This is a genomic window from Morganella morganii, from assembly GCF_019243775.1.
GTDB lineage: Bacteria > Pseudomonadota > Gammaproteobacteria > Enterobacterales > Enterobacteriaceae > Morganella > Morganella morganii.
In genome coordinates, this window is record NZ_CP069157.1 from 2,567,768 (window position 1) to 2,585,071 (window position 17,304).

Here is a 17,304-nt window from a genome sequence, read left to right on the forward strand (position 1 = left end):
GAAACAAAGTGTATTCTTATACCTTCTCGAGTGTACACAGCAACGGATGATCGTTGTCTTTCGCGTACGTATTGACCAGTGTTGTTTTCATTTCAGCGATTTCAGCGGTAAATACCCCGCAGATCCCTTTTCCCTGATAATGGATGTCGAGCATAATCTGCGTCGCACGATCAACATTATAAGAAAAGAACTTTTGTAAAACTTCAACCACAAAGTCCATAGGGGTATAGTCGTCGTTGTTTAAAACCACCTTGTACATTGACGGTGGCTGTATCTTCTGCAGCGCTTTTTCCCTGAGCGTGACATCCGTTTGTGATTCAGATTGATAGTGACTCATTGCTATTCCGGTTATAGAAAACGTACGCCACATCAGGCGTATCAATACTTAGCGTTATCTGTATCAAACTTTACAGGCCAATACAGTGTTGCTGTAAACAAAGGCTTGACGTTACCCTCTAATTCAATAGAATATAAATAATGTACAACGTAACCAGTATATCCGCGTACAGCTGATACTTCATTACTGAGTATTATGGATCATATGGTGCATTGTGCAGCATTTTTCAATCGTTTGACAGATGAGGGTTGTAACAGTATGGAAACAGGTACTGTTAAGTGGTTCAACAACGCCAAGGGTTTCGGGTTTATCTGCCCGTCGGATGGTGGTGACGATATTTTTGTACACTATTCGACGATTCAGATGGACGGCTACCGCACGCTGAAGGCGGGTCAGAAAGTGAATTATGACACCATTCAGGGACCAAAAGGGCATCACGTCAGTGTGATTATTCCGGTTACTGAAGATGACGACACCACAGCGCCGTAACACGGTATTTAACAAAATTATGCGGATCGTCGCGGCAATGTCAATCGTCATTCCGCGACGTATTCGTATTTTCAGACTGTGCGCGGTTACTCCCGCGCCAGTGCATCAATAGGATCAAGTTTAGCTGCATTTCTGGCCGGCAGAAAGCCGAAGATGATCCCGATAGCGGTCGAACAGAGCACCGCGCTGACAATCGCCGCAGGGCGGAAAACAAACTCCCAGTCCGGCAGTGCCATTTTGGCGGCAAAGGCAATGGAATAAGAAAGCCCGAGGCCGATAGCCCCGCCCATCAGACACACCAGCACCGCCTCAATCAGAAACTGCTGCATCACATCCCCTGCCCGCGCACCAACCGCCATACGGATGCCGATTTCGCGGGTGCGCTCCGTCACACTGACCAGCATGATGTTCATCACACCAATTCCCCCCACCACCAGCGAAATTACCGCCACCAGCGTCAGGAAGAGCTGCATGGTGGTCGTGGTTTTATCCACGGTTTTCACAATGCTGTCGAGGTTGTAGGTGAAGGTATCTTTTTTGCCGTGGCGCAGCGTCATCAGCCGTACCAGCTGCTCTTCCGCATTTTTGGTGTTGTAACCGTCGCGGATGCGCACAGAGATCATATCCAGATAGTTGCGCTGCATCAGCCGCCCGGTCAGGGTGGTGTACGGCATCCAGACCTGTAAGGTTTTTGAGTTACCGAACATGGATTTGCGATCCGCAATCACACCGACCACCGTTGCAGGCATGTTGCCCACCAGCAGCATTTCCCCGATCACATTATTCTGATGCGGAAAGAGTTTGCGTTTGGTATTCATATCGATGATGACAACCTGGGAGCGGCGCTCGTACATCTCCGGAGAGAACGCCCGCCCTTCGCCGAAACGCATGTCATACACAGTGAAAAAGTCCGGCCCGATGCCGGTGATACGGGCTGCAGAATCAAGATTGCCCCGGCGCAGACGCGCACTGTTCTCTATTTCCGCTGACGCCGCATAAACATACGGCTGCTGGCGGATCACATCCACATCGCCGGGCTTCAGAGATTGCTGATCCTGCCCCGGGTCACTGCCGAAATCTTTGCCGGGATAGACAAAAATGGTGTTGGTACCGATGGATTTGATATCCGACAACACCAGTGCTTTGGCAGCATCCCCGATCACCAGAATGGTCACCACGGAGGCAATCCCGATAATAATGCCCAGCATGGTGAGCAGAGTCCGCATCTTGTTGACCACCATGGCGCGCCACGCCATCAGCAGCGCTTCATTAAAGCGGCCGAGGAAACGGCTGAACGCGCTGCTTTTCAGCGCTGGTTTCGCAGCCAGCGCTTTCGCCTGCGGGTTAATGACTGATCCGCTGTCGCTGAGGATATGTCCGTCTTTGATTTCAATGATCCGCGCCGCCTGTGCGGCAATGGACGGATCATGGGTGACGATAATCACCGTATGTCCGGCGTCACAGAGCTGGCGCAGAATAGCCATCACCTCTTTGCCCGACTGACTGTCGAGTGCGCCGGTCGGTTCATCCGCGAGGATCACTTCCCCGCCGTTCATCAGGGCACGGGCGATACTGACACGCTGCTGCTGTCCGCCGGAGAGCTGTCCCGGCCGGTAAATCAGCCGCTCACCCAGCCCCAGGCGCTGCAACAGCGCTGCGGCCCGTTCACGGCGCTCACGGGCGCTCAGTCCGGCATAGATAGCCGGCATTTCCACATTTTGCTCAGCACTGAGGTGGGATAACAGATGGTAACGCTGAAAAATAAAGCCGAAATGTTCACGGCGCAGCGCCGCCAGTTCATCACCGCTCAGCTCTGCCGTGTTTTTTCCGGCAACAAAATAGTGCCCGTCACTCGGCGTGTCCAGGCAGCCGAGGATATTCATCAGCGTGGATTTACCGGAGCCGGACTGGCCGATAATCGCCACCATTTCACCGGCACTGATAGTCAGTGAGACATCATCCAGCACCGTGACACTGCTGTCTCCGGAAGGATAACGGCGGTAAATATTCCGCAGTTCTAATAATGCGCTCATGAATTATCCTGCTGTGCCGTCATCAATACCGGTCACCACTTTCTCATGCTCCGCCAGGCCTTTAACCACCTCGGCTTCCACATCATTACGGGTGCCGAGTGTCACCTGACGGGTTTCCGGCTGACCATTTACCAGCACCTGCACTTCGTATTCGGTCGGGGAGATCTCTTTACCCAGTGCCGCCAGCGGGATTTTCAGCACGTTTTCGCGGTTTTCCAGCGCGATAGTGACCTGGGCAGTCATGTCCAGTTTCAGCACATGCTGCGGGTTCGGCACTTCAAAACGGGCATAATAGAAAATGGCGTCATTGATTTTCTGCGGTTTCGGCAGGATATCGGTGATCACGCCGCTGAAGGTTTTATCCGGCGCGCCCAGCACACTGAACGTGGCTTTCTGGCCGGGTTTCAGATACACCACATCCGCCTCGGAGACTTCCGCATTCACCAGCATGGTATCGAGATCCGCCAGGGAGAGGATGGTCGGCGCCTGCTGCATGGCAATCACCGTCTGGCCCTGTAATGTTTTCAGCTCCGTCACCACACCGTCCATCGGCGCACGGATATTGGTGTACTGCAAATCATTGCGGGCGGTATCGAGTGTGGCCTGATTGCGTGCCACCTGCGCTTTATAGGTATCAATCGCCGCACGCTGCACATCCATATTGCGCCGCGCCTCGTCCACATCCTGCTTTGAGATAACCTGAGTTTTTGCCAGTGCCAGCCGCCGCTGATAGGTTGCCTGTGCAAAGGCATACTCCGCCTCTGCCTGCTTCAGCCGCGCTTTGATTTCACTGACCGTCTGCTCGGCCTCAATCACCACGTTCTGTGCTTTGACCGGGTCGATGACCGCCAGCAAATCGCCCTTCTTAACAAAATCACCCTCTTTGACATTCAGGGTCTGCAGCTGCCCGTTGACCTGGGCACCGACATCCACTTTCTGCAGTGCATCCAGCTTGCCGGTGGCCATCACTTTTTTTTCGAGTGTGCCGCGCTGCACATCCGCTGTCATATAGCTGACCGGTGCATCTTCGCGGGTGAAGAACCAGAAACCGCCGGCGATCAGAATAATCAGAATGCCGGCGGTCACTATTTTTTTCTTTGAAACTGCTTTCATTAACACCTTTTTCCTCAGTTAGCGCGCCCTCTGGCGAGCCATGCCACGCGGGAAAACATCCGGCGCAGCAACAGCGGGATAGAATCCACACCCCGGCTGGCCGCATTGTTGGCAATCGCAATCGCCAGATCCGGTTTTGAGGTGCGGTGAATCGCTTTGGTTATGACCCGGCGGGCCGGCATTTTTATATTTTCCGGAATATCCGCGACCTGGTGATACAGGCGGCTGAACCCCTCGCGATATAAGAAATGCTCCATATCCGGCGCGGGCAGACGGGTCAGTCTGTCCTGCTCGACATCATTGAGCCCCGATGAGAAGTGTGCGGCGGTGGCCGCGTATTTCTTACCGGCTTCGTCGCCGTCAACCAGCGTATGCCATTCTATACCCATTTTGTTGGCAAACTTTAACAAAGGTTTAAGACCGCACTGGGCAAACTCAATCACCTTGATCCCTTCGGTCTCAAAGTAATAATTACACTGTTTTGCCAGGTCGTTCATCAGCCAGATTTCCGTCTCTCCCTCCACCAGCAGCCAGCAGCGGGCAAACAGCGCCGACGGGCGGTTAAAGCGGATGTGGAATGAGATACGCCGCAGCTCTTCCGGTGACAGATGGTTTTCCCCCAGCCGGTAGGCGGCAACGCGGGTGGATTCCCGCACCAGGCGGCAGATATCATGAATCGGTACCAGTGAAAGCAGTTCACCGGAGTTGGTGGTGGTAATGCGCTGTAAGGAAAACAGATTGAGCAGCCCCCACGCCACCGACAACATGATCGGATGCAGGCGGGTTTCCGGGTCTTCCACGATAATGATCGGACGGGCATAGGGGTCGAGTTTCAGACCGCTGTTGGACTGGAGCAGTGCGGCAAACATACCGAGGATGATCAGCCGCACATTACGCTGGTTGGGGCCTGCCACCACGCGGTTAATCCCTTCCAGCGCCTGCCACGCCCGCTGGCGCGGTTCGATATTCAGCCGTTTGGCTTTACGGCGATCGAGCAGGTACTCCCCCTGCTCGGCAAAATAGTGGCTGAGCAGCTGTTTCATGGCCTCAAGGCCATCCTGCAAATCATCATTGGAGAGTGTCTGCGGGTTGCTTACCAGGCTTCGGTCAGATCCGCCATCCGGTTATTGAAGGTCTCCGTTTGTGTGCGGAGATCATATTCCTCTTCCTCACAATCAGGCACATTTTTTCTCAGGCCGCGCATAAAGCGGGCATCCCGCAGACGCAGCACCGGATAGAGGCGGATAATCTCACTGATAAACTTATCAGTTTCCGCCGGCAGCAGCGGCTCGCCCGCCTCATCCAGAAAAGTGCGCTGACTGGTAATGGTGTTATCATCCGCCAGATCCGCGCTGACGCGGTAGTTGATCCGCAGATATTCATCCCCGTTAGTGCGCCACAGCGGTGCCAGCTCACGGAAACGGCGGGAGCGGGAACGTCCGGGCCGGGTTTCACGGAATGTCAGGACGATCTGTAAGTGACGGACAGGCCCGGCTTCACTGTCAGCAGCGTGATAAAAATCACTCAGGACAAATTTCGCATTCAGCGCCTGCGGAGACAGCGTCAGCGTCAGGGCATCCAGCAAGCTGGATTTCCCCCAGGCGTTCTCACCGATCAGTACCGTATTGCCGGTCAGTGGTAATGACAGGCGGTTAATACCGCGAAAACCCAGAATTTCCACTCTTTCCAGAATCATAGTTCCCTCACTGTTTGCCGGATACCGCCTGTTTTATGACAATACTGTCACAATAATGATCACAATAAAGTATTATCACAATGTAATAAATAAAAACGGTTTTGACTTATACTAAACACGAAAACAGAGGGATACGTAGCAATTATGGTGAGGATGCCGCTATAATCGCCTGCTTTTTAATCAGATACTGACACGAACATAAGTTAAAGACGGCATTATTTTACGGAAACGACACACATGTATTCAGGGTTATTAATTATTCTCGCCCCGCTCATTGCGGGTTATCTCATCCCGGTCAGCAGCACGGCACTGAAAAAAAATCATCGGCCGTGGTCTGAGCGCGATGGTGTATGTGATTCTGTTTCTGATGGGGATAAGCCTGGCGCTGGTGGAAAACCTCGGGGCAAATCTGCTGGTGATTGTGCAGTACACCCTGACCTTTTCTGTGGTGGTGCTGGGCTGTAACCTCGCCGGACTGTTTTTATACGGCAAAAAATACCCGTGGCAGGTTCCGGCTCACAAACAGCAAAAACCGCCTTCCCGCCTGCATATGGTGCTGGAATCCCTGCAACTGTGTGGTGTGCTGCTGGTTGGCTTTGCCACCGGGTTATTCGGCTGGTCGTTTCTCGCCTTTGCCGGTGCCGCCAGTGAATATGCTCTGATTTTCCTGCTGTTCCTCGTCGGGATCCAGCTGCGCAACAGCGGCATGACGCTGCGCCAGATCCTGATCAACCGCCGCGGTATGCTGGTCTCGCTGATAGTGGTCATTACCTCGCTGCTCGGCGGCGCACTCGCGGCACTGATAGCAGGGCTGCCGGTCAAAACCGGGATGGCGCTCTCCTCCGGCTTCGGCTGGTATTCGCTGTCCGGTATTCTGCTGACCGACGCTTTCGGCCCGGTGCTCGGCAGTGTCGGCTTCTTTAACGACCTGGCGCGGGAAATTGCCGCGATTATGCTGATCCCGCTGCTGATCAACCGCCACCGCGCCGCAGCACTCGGCCTCGGCGGTGCCACCACGATGGACTTTACCCTGCCGGTATTGCAGCGCAGCGGCGGTGTGTCGATTGTCCCGGCCGCGATTGTGCACGGCTTTGTCCTCAGTCTGTTTGCCCCGGTGCTGATAGCCCTGTTTACCTGAAGAGTGAAAACGTATGCCACAACAACGGATTTTAGTGCTGGGTGCCAGCGGTTATGTCGGACAGAATCTTATCCCGCAGCTGATCGCTGCCGGTCATCAGGTCACTGCCGCCGCCCGCCGGGTGGAGTGGATGCAGGCGCAGGGCTGGGAAAACACCCGCTGCTGCTATGCGGATCTGTATGATAAATCCACCCTGGAAACCCTGTTTCAGGACATTGATGTGGTGTATTACCTCGTCCACAGTATGACGGATGAGGATGACTTACTGGCGCGGGAACGCCTGGCGGCGGAAAACGTGCAGGAGATGCTGAATAAATCTGCTGTGCGGGAAGTCATTTACCTGAGCGCCATGCAGCATAAAGACAGCGACTCCCCGCACCTCGCCGCCCGCAGGCTGACCGGCGAAATCCTCGCGGACAGCCGCGTGCCGGTCACCGAGATCCGCGCTGCCATTATTGTCGGCCCCGGCTCAGCGGCATTCGAGATCATGCGCGACATGGTATACAACCTGCCGATCCTGACCCCGCCGCGCTGGGCACGCTCAAAATCCTCACCGGTGGCCCTGGAAAACCTGCTGAATTACCTGACCGGCCTGCTTTCTCACCCTGCAACCGGAAACCGCCGCTTTGATGCCACGGGGCCGGATTACCTCAGCTATCTGGAGATGTTCCGCCATTTTATAACCATCAGCGGCAAAAAGCGGCTGATGATCCCGCTGCCGATCCCGCTGCGGCTGATTTCAGTTCACTTTTTACGGCTTATCACCACGGTACCGGAAGGTATCGCCAAAGAGCTGATTATGGGGCTGAAATATGATCTGCCCGGCGACGGAAAACCGCTTCAGGCGCTGATCCCGCAGACGCTGCTCAGTTTTGATAATGCCGTACGCAAAACCCTTAAAGATGAAACGGATGCCGTGGATAATGAAGACTGGGGTTATGACCCGGAAGTCCGCGCCCGCTGGCGGCCGGGTTTCGGTTTCTATCCCAAACAGGCCGGTTTTACCCTGAATACCTCTGCCTCCGCCGATGCCCTGTGGCATGTTGTGCAGCAGATTGGCGGCAAAGACGGCTATTTTTACGCCAATATTCTGTGGTCAGTCCGCGCCCGGCTGGATGACCTGTGCGGTAATAAAATCACTTACGGCCGCCCGGATCGCGATACCCTCGAACCGGGGGATAAAATCGACGGCTGGAAAGTGATCACCGTGAAACCCCGGCAGCAGCTCTCCCTGCTGTTCGGCATGAAAGCCCCCGGGCTGGGACGGCTGACCTTTACCATCCGCGACCACGGCCACCAGCGGACGCTGGATGTCCGTGCCTGGTGGCATCCCGCCGGATTCAGCGGGCTGCTCTACTGGTTCGCCATGATGCCTGCTCATTTATTCATCTTTAAAGGAATGGCGAAAACCATCGTCAAACGGGCGGCAGCATACGTCACCCCGGCATCTGATAAGACATAATCACTCAGTAAAAGTCATTAGTTTGCTTTTTTAGTAGTTTTTTATGCAGAAATAATTGCATATTTATTCTTACAGCGTTAATATTCACTCAACGTCACTGAGTATGCAGAATTACAGCATGAGTATTCAATTAAAAAACATCAATTGCTTTTACGGACAGCATCAGGCGCTGTTTGATATCAACCTGGAATGTGGTGCAGGCGAAACCATGGTACTGCTCGGGCCGAGCGGCGCCGGTAAGAGTTCGCTGCTGCGGGCACTGAACCTGCTTGAAATGCCGCGTTCCGGTGAACTGACCATTGCGGATCACCATTTTGATTTTACCACCACGCCATCTGCCAAAGAGATCCGTTCCCTGCGTCAGAACGTCGGTATGGTGTTCCAGCAATATAACCTGTGGCCGCATCTGACTGTCATGGATAACCTGACAGAAGCACCGATCCGGGTGCTGGGTCTGACCAGAGAAGCGGCTCAGGCAAAAGCGGAAAAGCTGCTGACACGTCTGCGTCTGACCGATTTTGCAAACCGTTTCCCGCTGCATTTATCCGGCGGCCAGCAGCAGCGTGTGGCAATTGCCCGTGCCCTGATGATGGAGCCGCAGGTACTGTTATTCGATGAGCCGACAGCGGCACTGGACCCGGAGATTACCTCTCAGGTCGTCGATATTATTAAAGAGCTGTCACAGACCGGGATTACCCAGGTGATTGTGACTCACGAAGTGGATATCGCCCGTAAAACCGCCAGCAAGGTGGTGTATATGGAAAACGGCCGCATCGTGGAACAGGGCGGCGCCCAATGCTTTATCACGCCGCAGACAGAGGCATTTGCCGGCTATCTGTCACACTGATTATTTTCTGCCACTGAACATTAAAAATAGGATGTTGCTATGAAAAAACTGGTTATTGCCGCATTAATCGGCGCGTTTGCTTTCTCCGCAGCGGCGGCAGAAAAAGAAAAAATCCGTTTCGCGACAGAAGCGAGTTATGCCCCGTTTGAAACCGTGAATGAGAAAAACGAAATCGTCGGTTTTGATGTGGATCTGGCTCAGGCAATGTGTGCCAAAATCGATGCGGAATGTACCTTTACCAACCAGGCGTTTGACAGCCTGATCCCGAGCCTGAAATACAAGCGTTTTGACGCGCTGATGGCTGGAATTGACGTCACACCTGAGCGTCAGAAGCAGGTTGATTTCACCAATACCTATTATGATAACTCTGCTGTTTTCGTTGCAGTTGCGGGCAAATTTGATAGCATTGACAGCCTCAAAGGGAAACAGATTGGTATCCAGAACGGCACCACGCATCAGAAATACCTGATGGAGCAGTTTAAGGACATGAAAATTGTGCCTTATGAAAGCTACCAGAACGCGGTACTGGATCTGAAAGGCGGACGTATTGACGCCGTATTCGGTGACACAGCTGTTATCAATGAATGGCTGAAGAGCAACGACAATCTGAAAACCGTGGGTGAGCGCGTCACCGATCCGGAATATTTCGGCACCGGCCTGGCTATTGCGGTCCGCAAGGGCAACAGCGAGCTGAAAGACAAACTCAACAAGGCGCTTGGTGAGGTCAAAGCGGACGGTACTTACGATACCCTCTATAAGAAATGGTTTGAGTAATAACATAAAAAATTAATGAACGATTTTCTCTCTTTAGCAAGCGCCGCCGGGGTAACCGTCGGCCTTGCTGTTTCTGCACTTCTGATCGGTCTGGTGCTCGCGATGCTGTTTACCCTCTGGGAAACCGTGCGCTGGAAACCTGTCGCCTTTGCCGGAACCTGTCTTGTTACGCTTATCCGTGGTTTACCTGAGCTGCTGGTGGTCCTGTTTGTCTATTACGGCACACAGGAAGTGATTATTCAGCTGAGCGACGGTATCAATCTGGGCTTCTTCACCCTGACGCTTGAGATCGACAACGGTCCCTATGTGCCGATCTTCAGCGGTATCACCGCCCTGTCTCTGCTCTATGCGGCCTATGCGTCACAAACCCTGCGCGGCGCCCTGAAAGCGGTGCCGGACGGACAGCGGGAAGCAGGCCAGGCGCTTGGTCTGAGCCGCGCCACCATTTTCCTCCGCTTTGTTATGCCGCAGATGTGGCGGCATGCCCTGCCGGGGCTGGGTAACCAGTGGCTGGTTCTGCTGAAAGATACCGCGCTGGTCTATCTGATTGGTATTAACGAACTGATGCTGCAGACACAAAGCATTGCCCGCCGTACTGAAGAACCTTTCACCTGGTACAGCATCGTGGCGCTTATCTACCTCGCCATCACGCTGGTCAGTCAGTACATCCTCAAACGTATCGAACTGCGTACCACACGTTTTGAACGGAGCGGCCAATGAGCATATTTGATTATATTCTTGCCGTCTTACCGGGCCTGCCGGTCAGTCTGTCACTGACCTTTACCGCACTGATCACGGCGTTTCTGCTGTCAGTGCTGTTTACACTGGTACTCTCTCTCAAACCCCGGGTTCTGACGCCGCTGGTCAAAGGGTATATCACCCTGTTTACCGGGACGCCGCTGCTGGTCCAGTTTTTCCTGATTTATTTCGGGCCCGCGCAGTTTGAAGGGCTGAAAAACTATCCGCTGCTGTGGGAACTGATGTCCTCCCCGTGGCTCTGTGCCATGGTGACACTGGCGCTCAACAGTGCGGCTTATTCGACACTGCTGTTCTACGGTGCGGTAAAAGCAATTCCGAAAGGTCAGTGGCAGTCCTGTCAGGCGCTGGGAATGTCGCAGAAGCAGACCATGCGGATCATCCTGCCCTATGCCTTTAAACGTGCATTGTCGTCCTATTCCAACGAAGTGGTGCTGATTTTCAAAAGTACCTCACTGGCCACGACAATTTCACTGCTTGAAGTGATGGGTTACAGCCGCCGCCTGTTTGGTCAGGATTACGATCTGAACGTCTTTATTGCTGCGGGGATTATTTATCTGGCCGTCAACAGCCTGCTGACGCTGGCGATGCGTCTGATTGAACGCCGCGCACTGGCATTCGAACACCGTAACTGATCCGCTCATACAGAAACGGGGCTGACGTATACACGCAGCCCCGTTTTTTTTTATTCTCTGATGATTATTTCCGGGTCAGCAGCACCAGCACTTCATAATGTGCGGTATGCGGGAACATATCAAACAGCTGCACGCACTGCGGCTGATACTGTGTGAGATGCGCCAGGTCCTGTGCCAGGCTCTGTGCATTGCAACTGGAATAGATAATCGTCTCCGGTGCCATGGTATTAAGATAATCACACAGCGCTTTACCGATCCCCCGGCGCGGCGGGTTCACCAGCACCAGTTCCGGTACGGCGGATTTGCCGAGGGCAAACTGCGCGGAATCCAGCGCCTGAAAGGTGACATTCTCCAGCCCCATTTTTTCCGCTGAGCGGGTGGCGCAGGCTATCGCTTCCGGGCTGATTTCAATCCCGGTCAGTTGTGTGGATTTATCCGCACAGTGCAGGCCGAATCCCCCCGCACCGCAAAACAGATCCCATAAACGGGTGATCCCCAGCTCACGCACCCACTGTCCGGCGGTATGATACAACTGCGCGGCAACAGCCGGATTGGTCTGGAAGAAGCTGTGCGGACGGATATAGAGCGGAATGCCGTTGAAGGTCTCTTCCAGTACCTCATCCGGGGTAAAGATAATTTCCTGCTCACCTTCCAGAATCGCCATCGCGACCGGCTGGATATTAGCGGAAATCACCGATAACTGCGGCAGTTTCGCCTGCAAAAACGGCAGTGCCGCCTGTAATTGCGCCACTTTTTTCTCTGAGCGCAGCACAAAGCGCAGCATCATTTTACCGCTGGCGCGGCTTTCGGTCAGAAGCAGGAATTTCAGTTCGCCACGGCGGCGTTCCACATTGTACGGCGTGAGTCCAGCACGGGCGATAAAGGGCTTCAGTACGGCAAACACCTCGGCAAAATGCGGCGGATAGAGCGGGCAGTCCGATAAATCCACCGGTTCGTTATCCGTCACGATCCCGAACACCGGGCGCTCCACGCTGCCGCTGACCACCATCTTGGCTTTATTTCTGAACGCGGTTTCCGCGCTGCGGACCGGCGGCAGCCAGTTGTTAACGGCAAACGGCGAGAGCAGCGTGCGGAGATCCTGCTCTTTATCATCAATCTGCTGAATATAGGGTTTTTCAAGCCACTGACAGGAACGGCAGCGGCCGGCGGAATACTGAGGGCAATGCATGATGGTGTCCCGGATATCGAAAGTGGTACGGATAATCAGTGGATCACCGGAGAAGGAACGGAATCAGCGCGGAAGCTTTCTTCATCTTCCGGTTCCGCATCATTCGGATCAAACAGCATATTGTTACTGAACAGCTCAAAAATCACTGCACCGACCTGCTCTTCCATCAGTTGCAGGGAGAGAGAGAACTGCTCAAATGTCAGCCCGGCACTGAGCGGCAGTGAGTAACAGACCACCAGCTTCGGCATGGCGGAATCCTGAATATCCATAAAGGTTTTGACCAGCAGCGAACTGGCGTTGATCTGGCTCAGGTTGGCAATCAGCGGGACAATCGCGGTCGGGCGGACTTCCGCCAGCGCCGAGAACACCAGCATATCGTCAAGGATATCAATTTTGGCATCAAACACACCGTCCACATTTTGCATATGCGGCAGATGCAGTGCCTGGCAGGAATCACACTCAAAACAGGAGAGTTTCATCTGATCCAGCCATGTGCGTAATATCGTGAGATCGGGAATGATCATGAACCTGAAACCTTTTAACCGGAAAAACAAAAGTACAGCGGGGAAAACCGTCACCCGCAGACCAATGACGGATCTTAGCTGAAAAACGTGAAGGGGAATAACGTTTTATTGCTTTTTTTCATTTTTCTTCTGCCGGGTCTTTTTGTCTGCCCCGCTTTTGCTGTCAATACCCACGGACGGCATGGCGCTGATGGCCCGCCAGACAATATTGATTGCCGCCGGTACCAGACATCCCAGGCCGGCAAACGCCATCACCATCAGGGCATTTTTGCTGCTCATAAATCCGGGCAGCGAAATAAAATCATTCACCGCCAGATAGACCAGCACCAGTAATATCACACCGATGACCTCACAGATAATTACCGGGCGCGGCATATCCCCTAATGAACGCATTTGTCGCGGCTGTTTTCTGGTCATTTTATCCTCTGTGATTCTGCCTTTTATGTCCGCACTGCGGATAGTCACTGAACCATTGGTGCGGACTACCGCACAAATCGTCACAACATTCTTTTCTATCCGTTATGATACAGGCATAATTTATCCCATTAAAGCACCACTTCCGGTGTTACTGATGAATGAAGGAGCTTTTCATGTATACCGTTATTTTTGGCCGTCCGGGTTGTCCTTATTGTGTTCGTGCGAAAGAACTCGCAGAAAAACTGAAAAATGAGCGTGATGACTTCGATTATCGCTATATTGATATTCACGCTGAAGGCATCAGCAAAGAAGATTTATCTGTCACTGTCGGCAAACCGGTTGAAACGGTTCCTCAGATTTTTATCGATGAAAAGCACATCGGCGGCTGCACTGATTTCGAAGCTTACGCGAAAGCCAATCTTGGTCTGTTCAGCTAAGCTATCCGGCCGTTTCCCGCCTGGGAAGCGGCTTATTTATTCCTCCCTATCCCGCTGATTTTCAACACCAAAAAATTATTTTCATTTTTTTGAATCTTTTTTCGAACTTTCTTACCGGGGCGCAGTCTGAATAAGTGCCACTGCTTTTCTTTGAATATCCCCAAGATTGAGGAAGCCCGATAGTCACCAATTTGGTTTTAACTATCGGGTTTTTTATTGCCTGCTGTTTATCCCGCCTGTTGTTATTTCAGATTTTGTCAGTTTTCTGCAATGTTACGTAATAGCACGATTAACCAAGACATTTTTACTTTACCTTGATGCACAAGACGGCTACCCTGACCCGTCATTTTATTACCGGGTATATACAGGTGTGTTTTTTAAGGAGTCTGCTGTGCTGGAAAATCTGAATCATTCGCTTTTTCTCCTGATTAATGCCACGCCGGAAACGTCTCATGCCATGATTATTGCCGCCACTTTCGCGGCTAAATATCTGGTTCTGCTGTTTCCGGTTGTCGCCGCAGGGTTCTGGCTGCGGGGAACACCGGAGAATATGGTCCGCCAGCGCCGCGCTGTCTGCAAAAGTGCCATTGCTCTGCTGATTGGTTTCGCGGCCTCCTGGATTATCGGCACACTCTGGCCGCATGCCCGTCCGTTTGCCGAACCGTTCGGCCACAGTTTCCTTGATCATGCACCGACGGCCTCATTCCCGAGCAATCACGGCATTATTGTGTTTACCTTCGCGCTGGGCTGCCTGTTCTGGTGCAATGTCCGTGCAGGATTGCTGCTGATGATCCCGGCACTGATTGTCGCCTGGTCGAGGGTTTTCCTCGGCGTTCACTGGCCGGTGGATATGCTGGGTGCCTTTATCACTGTGCTGATTGCCTGTGCACTGACAGAGCTGCTCTGGAGCCTGTTCGGCCCGGCACTGCAAAACCGGCTGCAGGTGCTCTACCGGCACTGTTTTGCCATGCCTATCCGTAAAGGCTGGGTGCAGGGATAACAATACAACGTTGAATCAGACAATACCGGCCGGTGTGCCGGTATTTTTTTAACATTTCTGTTTTATTCTTCATCAATATCACTCAGACCACTTAATTCGCGATTAAAAAAATTATTTTAATCATCAGGGATATGCAATGGGCTCATTATATAATCCCTGTTTTATACTATCGGATCTTCCGCATTCTTCCTTAATCACCACAAACTCAAGAGCACAACAATTTATCGTTAAAAAACAATAAATAACATAATAATCCATATTCCTGAAATGATTTTCACACTGTGATAAACGTTTTTATCTCTGTTTTGTCATAATGCGATATTGTGCAGCACATATACTAATTCACACCTGAATAAATAAATTTGTTTAAATAAAAAACAGAAAAAAATAATATTATTGCAGAATATCTGCTCTCCTATGCTATTTCGGCATACCTCATTCAGCAAAAACCAATTAACATCATTATTAAATGTTGCAACACAACCACTTTTAATGATATTTATAGCAATTGAGATACAGATCACAGCGTTTTTCACTATAAAACGGTATATTTTCACTACAAAAAGACAGTTATCAATCTCAGATTCTTTTGAATATGAATTAATGCAGAGACCTTATTTGCCCGGTGCAGATATCAGGTCGCTGCTGTTTATTATTTTTACCGGTAAGCAATTACAGGTCACTTTCCCGTTTTACTTATTTTTATCCGGTTGCGTACATAGACCCTGCTTCAGAGACACATTTTGTGCACAGCTCACCGTGCAATTTTTCGTTGTTATTTGTTGCAAATTTGGAGACATCTATGGAAACAACACATCCGCAGGCTGTGGTCAGCAAGACTGACACCGGCAATGATTACCGCAAATGGCGTAAATCCGATACCGTATGGATGCTCGGACTGTACGGCACAGCCATCGGGGCCGGTATCCTGTTTCTGCCGATTAACGCCGGTATCGGCGGGCTGCTTCCGCTTATCATCATGGCGGTACTGGCCTTCCCGATGACCTTTTTCGCGCACCGTGGTATGTGCCGCTTTATATTGTCCGGTAAAAATCCGGGTGAAGATATTACTGAAGTGGTGGAAGAGCATTTCGGCGCCAAAGCAGGAAACCTTATCACCCTGCTCTATTTCTTTGCTATTTATCCGATCCTGCTGGTCTACAGTGTGGCTATCACCAACACCGTGGAAAGTTTTATCGTTAACCAGATGCATATGACGGCGCCGCCGCGCATTATTCTGTCCCTGGTACTGATTGTCGGGATTATGTGTATTATCCGCTTCGGTGAAGCCGCGATTGTCAAAGCGATGAGTGTGCTGGTGTTCCCGTTTGTGGCCGTTCTGATGGTGCTGGCGCTGTATCTGATCCCGCACTGGAATACCGCAATATTTGATACGCTCTCTTTCAGCAGTCACTCTGCCGGTGATACCGGACGCGGTCTGATGGTCACGCTGTGGCTGGCGATTCCGGTGATGGTATTTTCGTTCAACCATTCTCCGATTATTTCAGCATTCAGTGTCGCAAAACGTCAGGAATATGGTGATAACGCAGAGAAAAAATGCTCCCGCATTCTGGCATGCGCCCACATTATGATGGTACTGACAGTGATGTTCTTTGTGTTCAGTTGTGTACTGAGCCTCTCCCCGCAGAACCTGCAGGAAGCAAAAGATCAGAACATCTCCATTCTGTCTTACCTGGCAAACTTCTTCCATAATCCGATGATTGCCTATATCGCACCGTTAGTCGCCTTTATTGCGATCACCAACGCGTTCCTGGGTCACTATATGGGTGCCCGTGAAGGCTTTAATGGTCTGGTTAACAAAGCACTGCGCGCCAAAGGTAAAAGCATTGCACCGTCTAAGCTGAATAAACTGACTGCACTGTTTATGCTGGTGACCTCCTGGGTTGTTGCCACACTGGACCCGAGCATTCTGGGCATGATTGAAACCCTGGGCGGCCCGATCATCGCCATGCTGCTGTTTATCATGCCGATGTACGCTATCCGCAAAGTCCCTGCGATGCGTAAATATGCCGGTCACCTGAGCAACCTGTTTGTGGTCGTGATCGGTCTCATTGCCATTTCAGCAGTGTTTTACAATCTGTATCAGCTGTTTTTTGGCTGATAAATACATGACTGTTGCCCTCTCCGGCGGGCAACCTGCCGGGTTCTGTTGGTACCGGCGCGATACCGGCCTGCACGCCGGTATTTTTTTATCGCTGTTTTATTTCTGCCGCCGGCGATTTTTTTTAACCGCATTTTTCACTGCCGGCAGTATTATTTTTGTTCGCAGAATATTATTCTGGTATTTATTTAACATTTCTGTTTTATATGACACCAGTATCACGCAAGTGACTTAATTCGTGATTAAAATAATTATTTTAATCATCTGAGACAGACAATGTGATCATTATATAAAGCCATATTTTATACTGCCTGCCTTTCAGCATACTTCCGGTA

15 protein-coding genes and 2 pseudogenes are annotated in these 17,304 nt (G+C 51.8%); 10 read left to right on the plus strand and 7 right to left on the minus strand.

Annotated features, from left to right (window positions below):
• Positions 1-16: 16 nt before the first annotated feature.
• Positions 17-337, minus strand: coding sequence for an ATP-dependent Clp protease adapter ClpS (clpS, locus tag JL661_RS12380; RefSeq protein ID WP_015422570.1), 321 nt, complete (start codon positions 335-337; stop codon positions 17-19).
• A gap of 258 nt (positions 338-595) precedes the next feature.
• Here clpS and cspD point away from each other — a divergent pair, with 258 nt between their 5' ends.
• A complete protein-coding gene (gene cspD, locus JL661_RS12385) occupies positions 596-826 on the plus strand; it encodes a cold shock domain-containing protein CspD (RefSeq protein WP_004235798.1) in 231 nt (76 codons plus the stop codon).
• Between the two features lie 86 nt (positions 827-912).
• Here the strand turns inward: cspD and macB are convergent, their stop codons facing one another.
• The 3 genes and pseudogenes from macB to JL661_RS12400 form a co-directional block, all read right to left on the minus strand.
• Positions 913-2,859 carry a macrolide ABC transporter ATP-binding protein/permease MacB gene (gene macB, locus JL661_RS12390; protein WP_049246904.1) on the minus strand — a complete coding sequence of 649 codons (1,947 nt, stop codon included), beginning with the start codon at positions 2,857-2,859 and terminating at the stop codon, positions 913-915.
• 3 nt (positions 2,860-2,862) lie between these two features.
• Positions 2,863-3,972: a macrolide transporter subunit MacA gene (macA, locus tag JL661_RS12395; protein ID WP_049246905.1), complete on the minus strand. Its 1,110-nt coding sequence runs from the start codon at positions 3,970-3,972 to the stop codon at positions 2,863-2,865.
• Positions 3,973-3,986: 14 nt separating this feature from the next.
• A pseudogene (locus JL661_RS12400) lies at positions 3,987-5,668 on the minus strand (DUF2813 domain-containing protein).
• 237 nt (positions 5,669-5,905) lie between these two features.
• Here JL661_RS12400 and JL661_RS12405 point away from each other — a divergent pair.
• From JL661_RS12405 to artM, 6 genes and pseudogenes are all read left to right on the plus strand, one after another.
• Positions 5,906-6,806: pseudogene (locus JL661_RS12405) on the plus strand (LysO family transporter).
• Between the two features lie 13 nt (positions 6,807-6,819).
• A complete protein-coding gene (locus tag JL661_RS12410; RefSeq protein WP_062772313.1) occupies positions 6,820-8,268 on the plus strand; it encodes a DUF2867 domain-containing protein in 1,449 nt (482 codons plus the stop codon).
• Between the two features lie 118 nt (positions 8,269-8,386).
• Positions 8,387-9,115, plus strand: coding sequence for an arginine ABC transporter ATP-binding protein ArtP (gene artP, locus JL661_RS12415; protein WP_024474069.1), 729 nt, complete (start codon positions 8,387-8,389; stop codon positions 9,113-9,115).
• A 39-nt stretch (positions 9,116-9,154) separates the two neighbouring features.
• The gene (gene artJ / locus JL661_RS12420; protein ID WP_004241743.1) at positions 9,155-9,889 is read left to right on the plus strand and encodes an arginine ABC transporter substrate-binding protein; all 735 of its coding nucleotides are present in this window, start codon (positions 9,155-9,157) and stop codon (positions 9,887-9,889) included.
• 15 nt (positions 9,890-9,904) lie between these two features.
• Entirely contained in the window at positions 9,905-10,609 is a 705-nt protein-coding gene (gene artQ / locus JL661_RS12425; protein WP_004235789.1) for an arginine ABC transporter permease ArtQ, read from the plus strand.
• A gap of 2 nt (positions 10,610-10,611) precedes the next feature.
• A complete protein-coding gene (gene artM / locus JL661_RS12430; RefSeq protein ID WP_032098908.1) occupies positions 10,612-11,280 on the plus strand; it encodes an arginine ABC transporter permease ArtM in 669 nt (222 codons plus the stop codon).
• A gap of 64 nt (positions 11,281-11,344) precedes the next feature.
• On the opposite strand, the gene rlmC is transcribed toward artM, so the two are convergent.
• The 3 genes from rlmC to JL661_RS12445 form a co-directional block, all read right to left on the minus strand.
• A complete protein-coding gene (gene rlmC / locus JL661_RS12435) occupies positions 11,345-12,469 on the minus strand; it encodes a 23S rRNA (uracil(747)-C(5))-methyltransferase RlmC (protein ID WP_062772310.1) in 1,125 nt (374 codons plus the stop codon).
• A gap of 35 nt (positions 12,470-12,504) precedes the next feature.
• Complete coding sequence (locus JL661_RS12440) at positions 12,505-12,993, minus strand: type III secretion system chaperone family protein (protein ID WP_004235786.1); 489 nt, start codon at positions 12,991-12,993, stop codon at positions 12,505-12,507.
• 105 nt (positions 12,994-13,098) lie between these two features.
• Entirely contained in the window at positions 13,099-13,410 is a 312-nt protein-coding gene (locus JL661_RS12445) for a YbjC family protein (protein ID WP_046024373.1), read from the minus strand.
• Positions 13,411-13,583: 173 nt separating this feature from the next.
• On the opposite strand from JL661_RS12445, the gene JL661_RS12450 reads away from it, so the two are divergent.
• The 3 genes from JL661_RS12450 (at position 13,584) to JL661_RS12460 (ending at position 16,969) form a co-directional block, all read left to right on the plus strand.
• Complete coding sequence (locus JL661_RS12450; RefSeq protein WP_004235784.1) at positions 13,584-13,847, plus strand: GrxA family glutaredoxin; 264 nt, start codon at positions 13,584-13,586, stop codon at positions 13,845-13,847.
• A gap of 391 nt (positions 13,848-14,238) precedes the next feature.
• The gene (gene ybjG, locus JL661_RS12455) at positions 14,239-14,847 is read left to right on the plus strand and encodes an undecaprenyl-diphosphate phosphatase (protein WP_062772307.1); all 609 of its coding nucleotides are present in this window, start codon (positions 14,239-14,241) and stop codon (positions 14,845-14,847) included.
• Positions 14,848-15,649: 802 nt separating this feature from the next.
• On the plus strand, positions 15,650-16,969 hold the full coding sequence (locus JL661_RS12460) for an HAAAP family serine/threonine permease (protein WP_062772304.1): 1,320 nt from the start codon (positions 15,650-15,652) through the stop codon (positions 16,967-16,969).
• The last annotated feature ends 335 nt before the right edge of the window (positions 16,970-17,304 follow it).

Bases quoted from the DNA above. Each gene is read 5' to 3' on its own strand.
- clpS (WP_015422570.1), bottom strand. From the start codon at position 337: ATGAGTCACTATCAATCTGAATCACAAACGGATGTCACGCTCAGGGAA.
- cspD (WP_004235798.1), top strand. From the start codon at position 596: ATGGAAACAGGTACTGTTAAGTGGTTCAACAACGCCAAGGGTTTCGGG.
- macB (WP_049246904.1), bottom strand. From the start codon at position 2,859: ATGAGCGCATTATTAGAACTGCGGAATATTTACCGCCGTTATCCTTCC.
- macA (WP_049246905.1), bottom strand. From the start codon at position 3,972: ATGAAAGCAGTTTCAAAGAAAAAAATAGTGACCGCCGGCATTCTGATT.
- JL661_RS12410 (WP_062772313.1), top strand. From the start codon at position 6,820: ATGCCACAACAACGGATTTTAGTGCTGGGTGCCAGCGGTTATGTCGGA.
- artP (WP_024474069.1), top strand. From the start codon at position 8,387: ATGAGTATTCAATTAAAAAACATCAATTGCTTTTACGGACAGCATCAG.
- artJ (WP_004241743.1), top strand. From the start codon at position 9,155: ATGAAAAAACTGGTTATTGCCGCATTAATCGGCGCGTTTGCTTTCTCC.
- artQ (WP_004235789.1), top strand. From the start codon at position 9,905: ATGAACGATTTTCTCTCTTTAGCAAGCGCCGCCGGGGTAACCGTCGGC.
- rlmC (WP_062772310.1), bottom strand. From the start codon at position 12,469: ATGCATTGCCCTCAGTATTCCGCCGGCCGCTGCCGTTCCTGTCAGTGG.
- JL661_RS12440 (WP_004235786.1), bottom strand. From the start codon at position 12,993: ATGATCATTCCCGATCTCACGATATTACGCACATGGCTGGATCAGATG.
- JL661_RS12445 (WP_046024373.1), bottom strand. From the start codon at position 13,410: ATGACCAGAAAACAGCCGCGACAAATGCGTTCATTAGGGGATATGCCG.
- JL661_RS12450 (WP_004235784.1), top strand. From the start codon at position 13,584: ATGTATACCGTTATTTTTGGCCGTCCGGGTTGTCCTTATTGTGTTCGT.
- JL661_RS12460 (WP_062772304.1), top strand. From the start codon at position 15,650: ATGGAAACAACACATCCGCAGGCTGTGGTCAGCAAGACTGACACCGGC.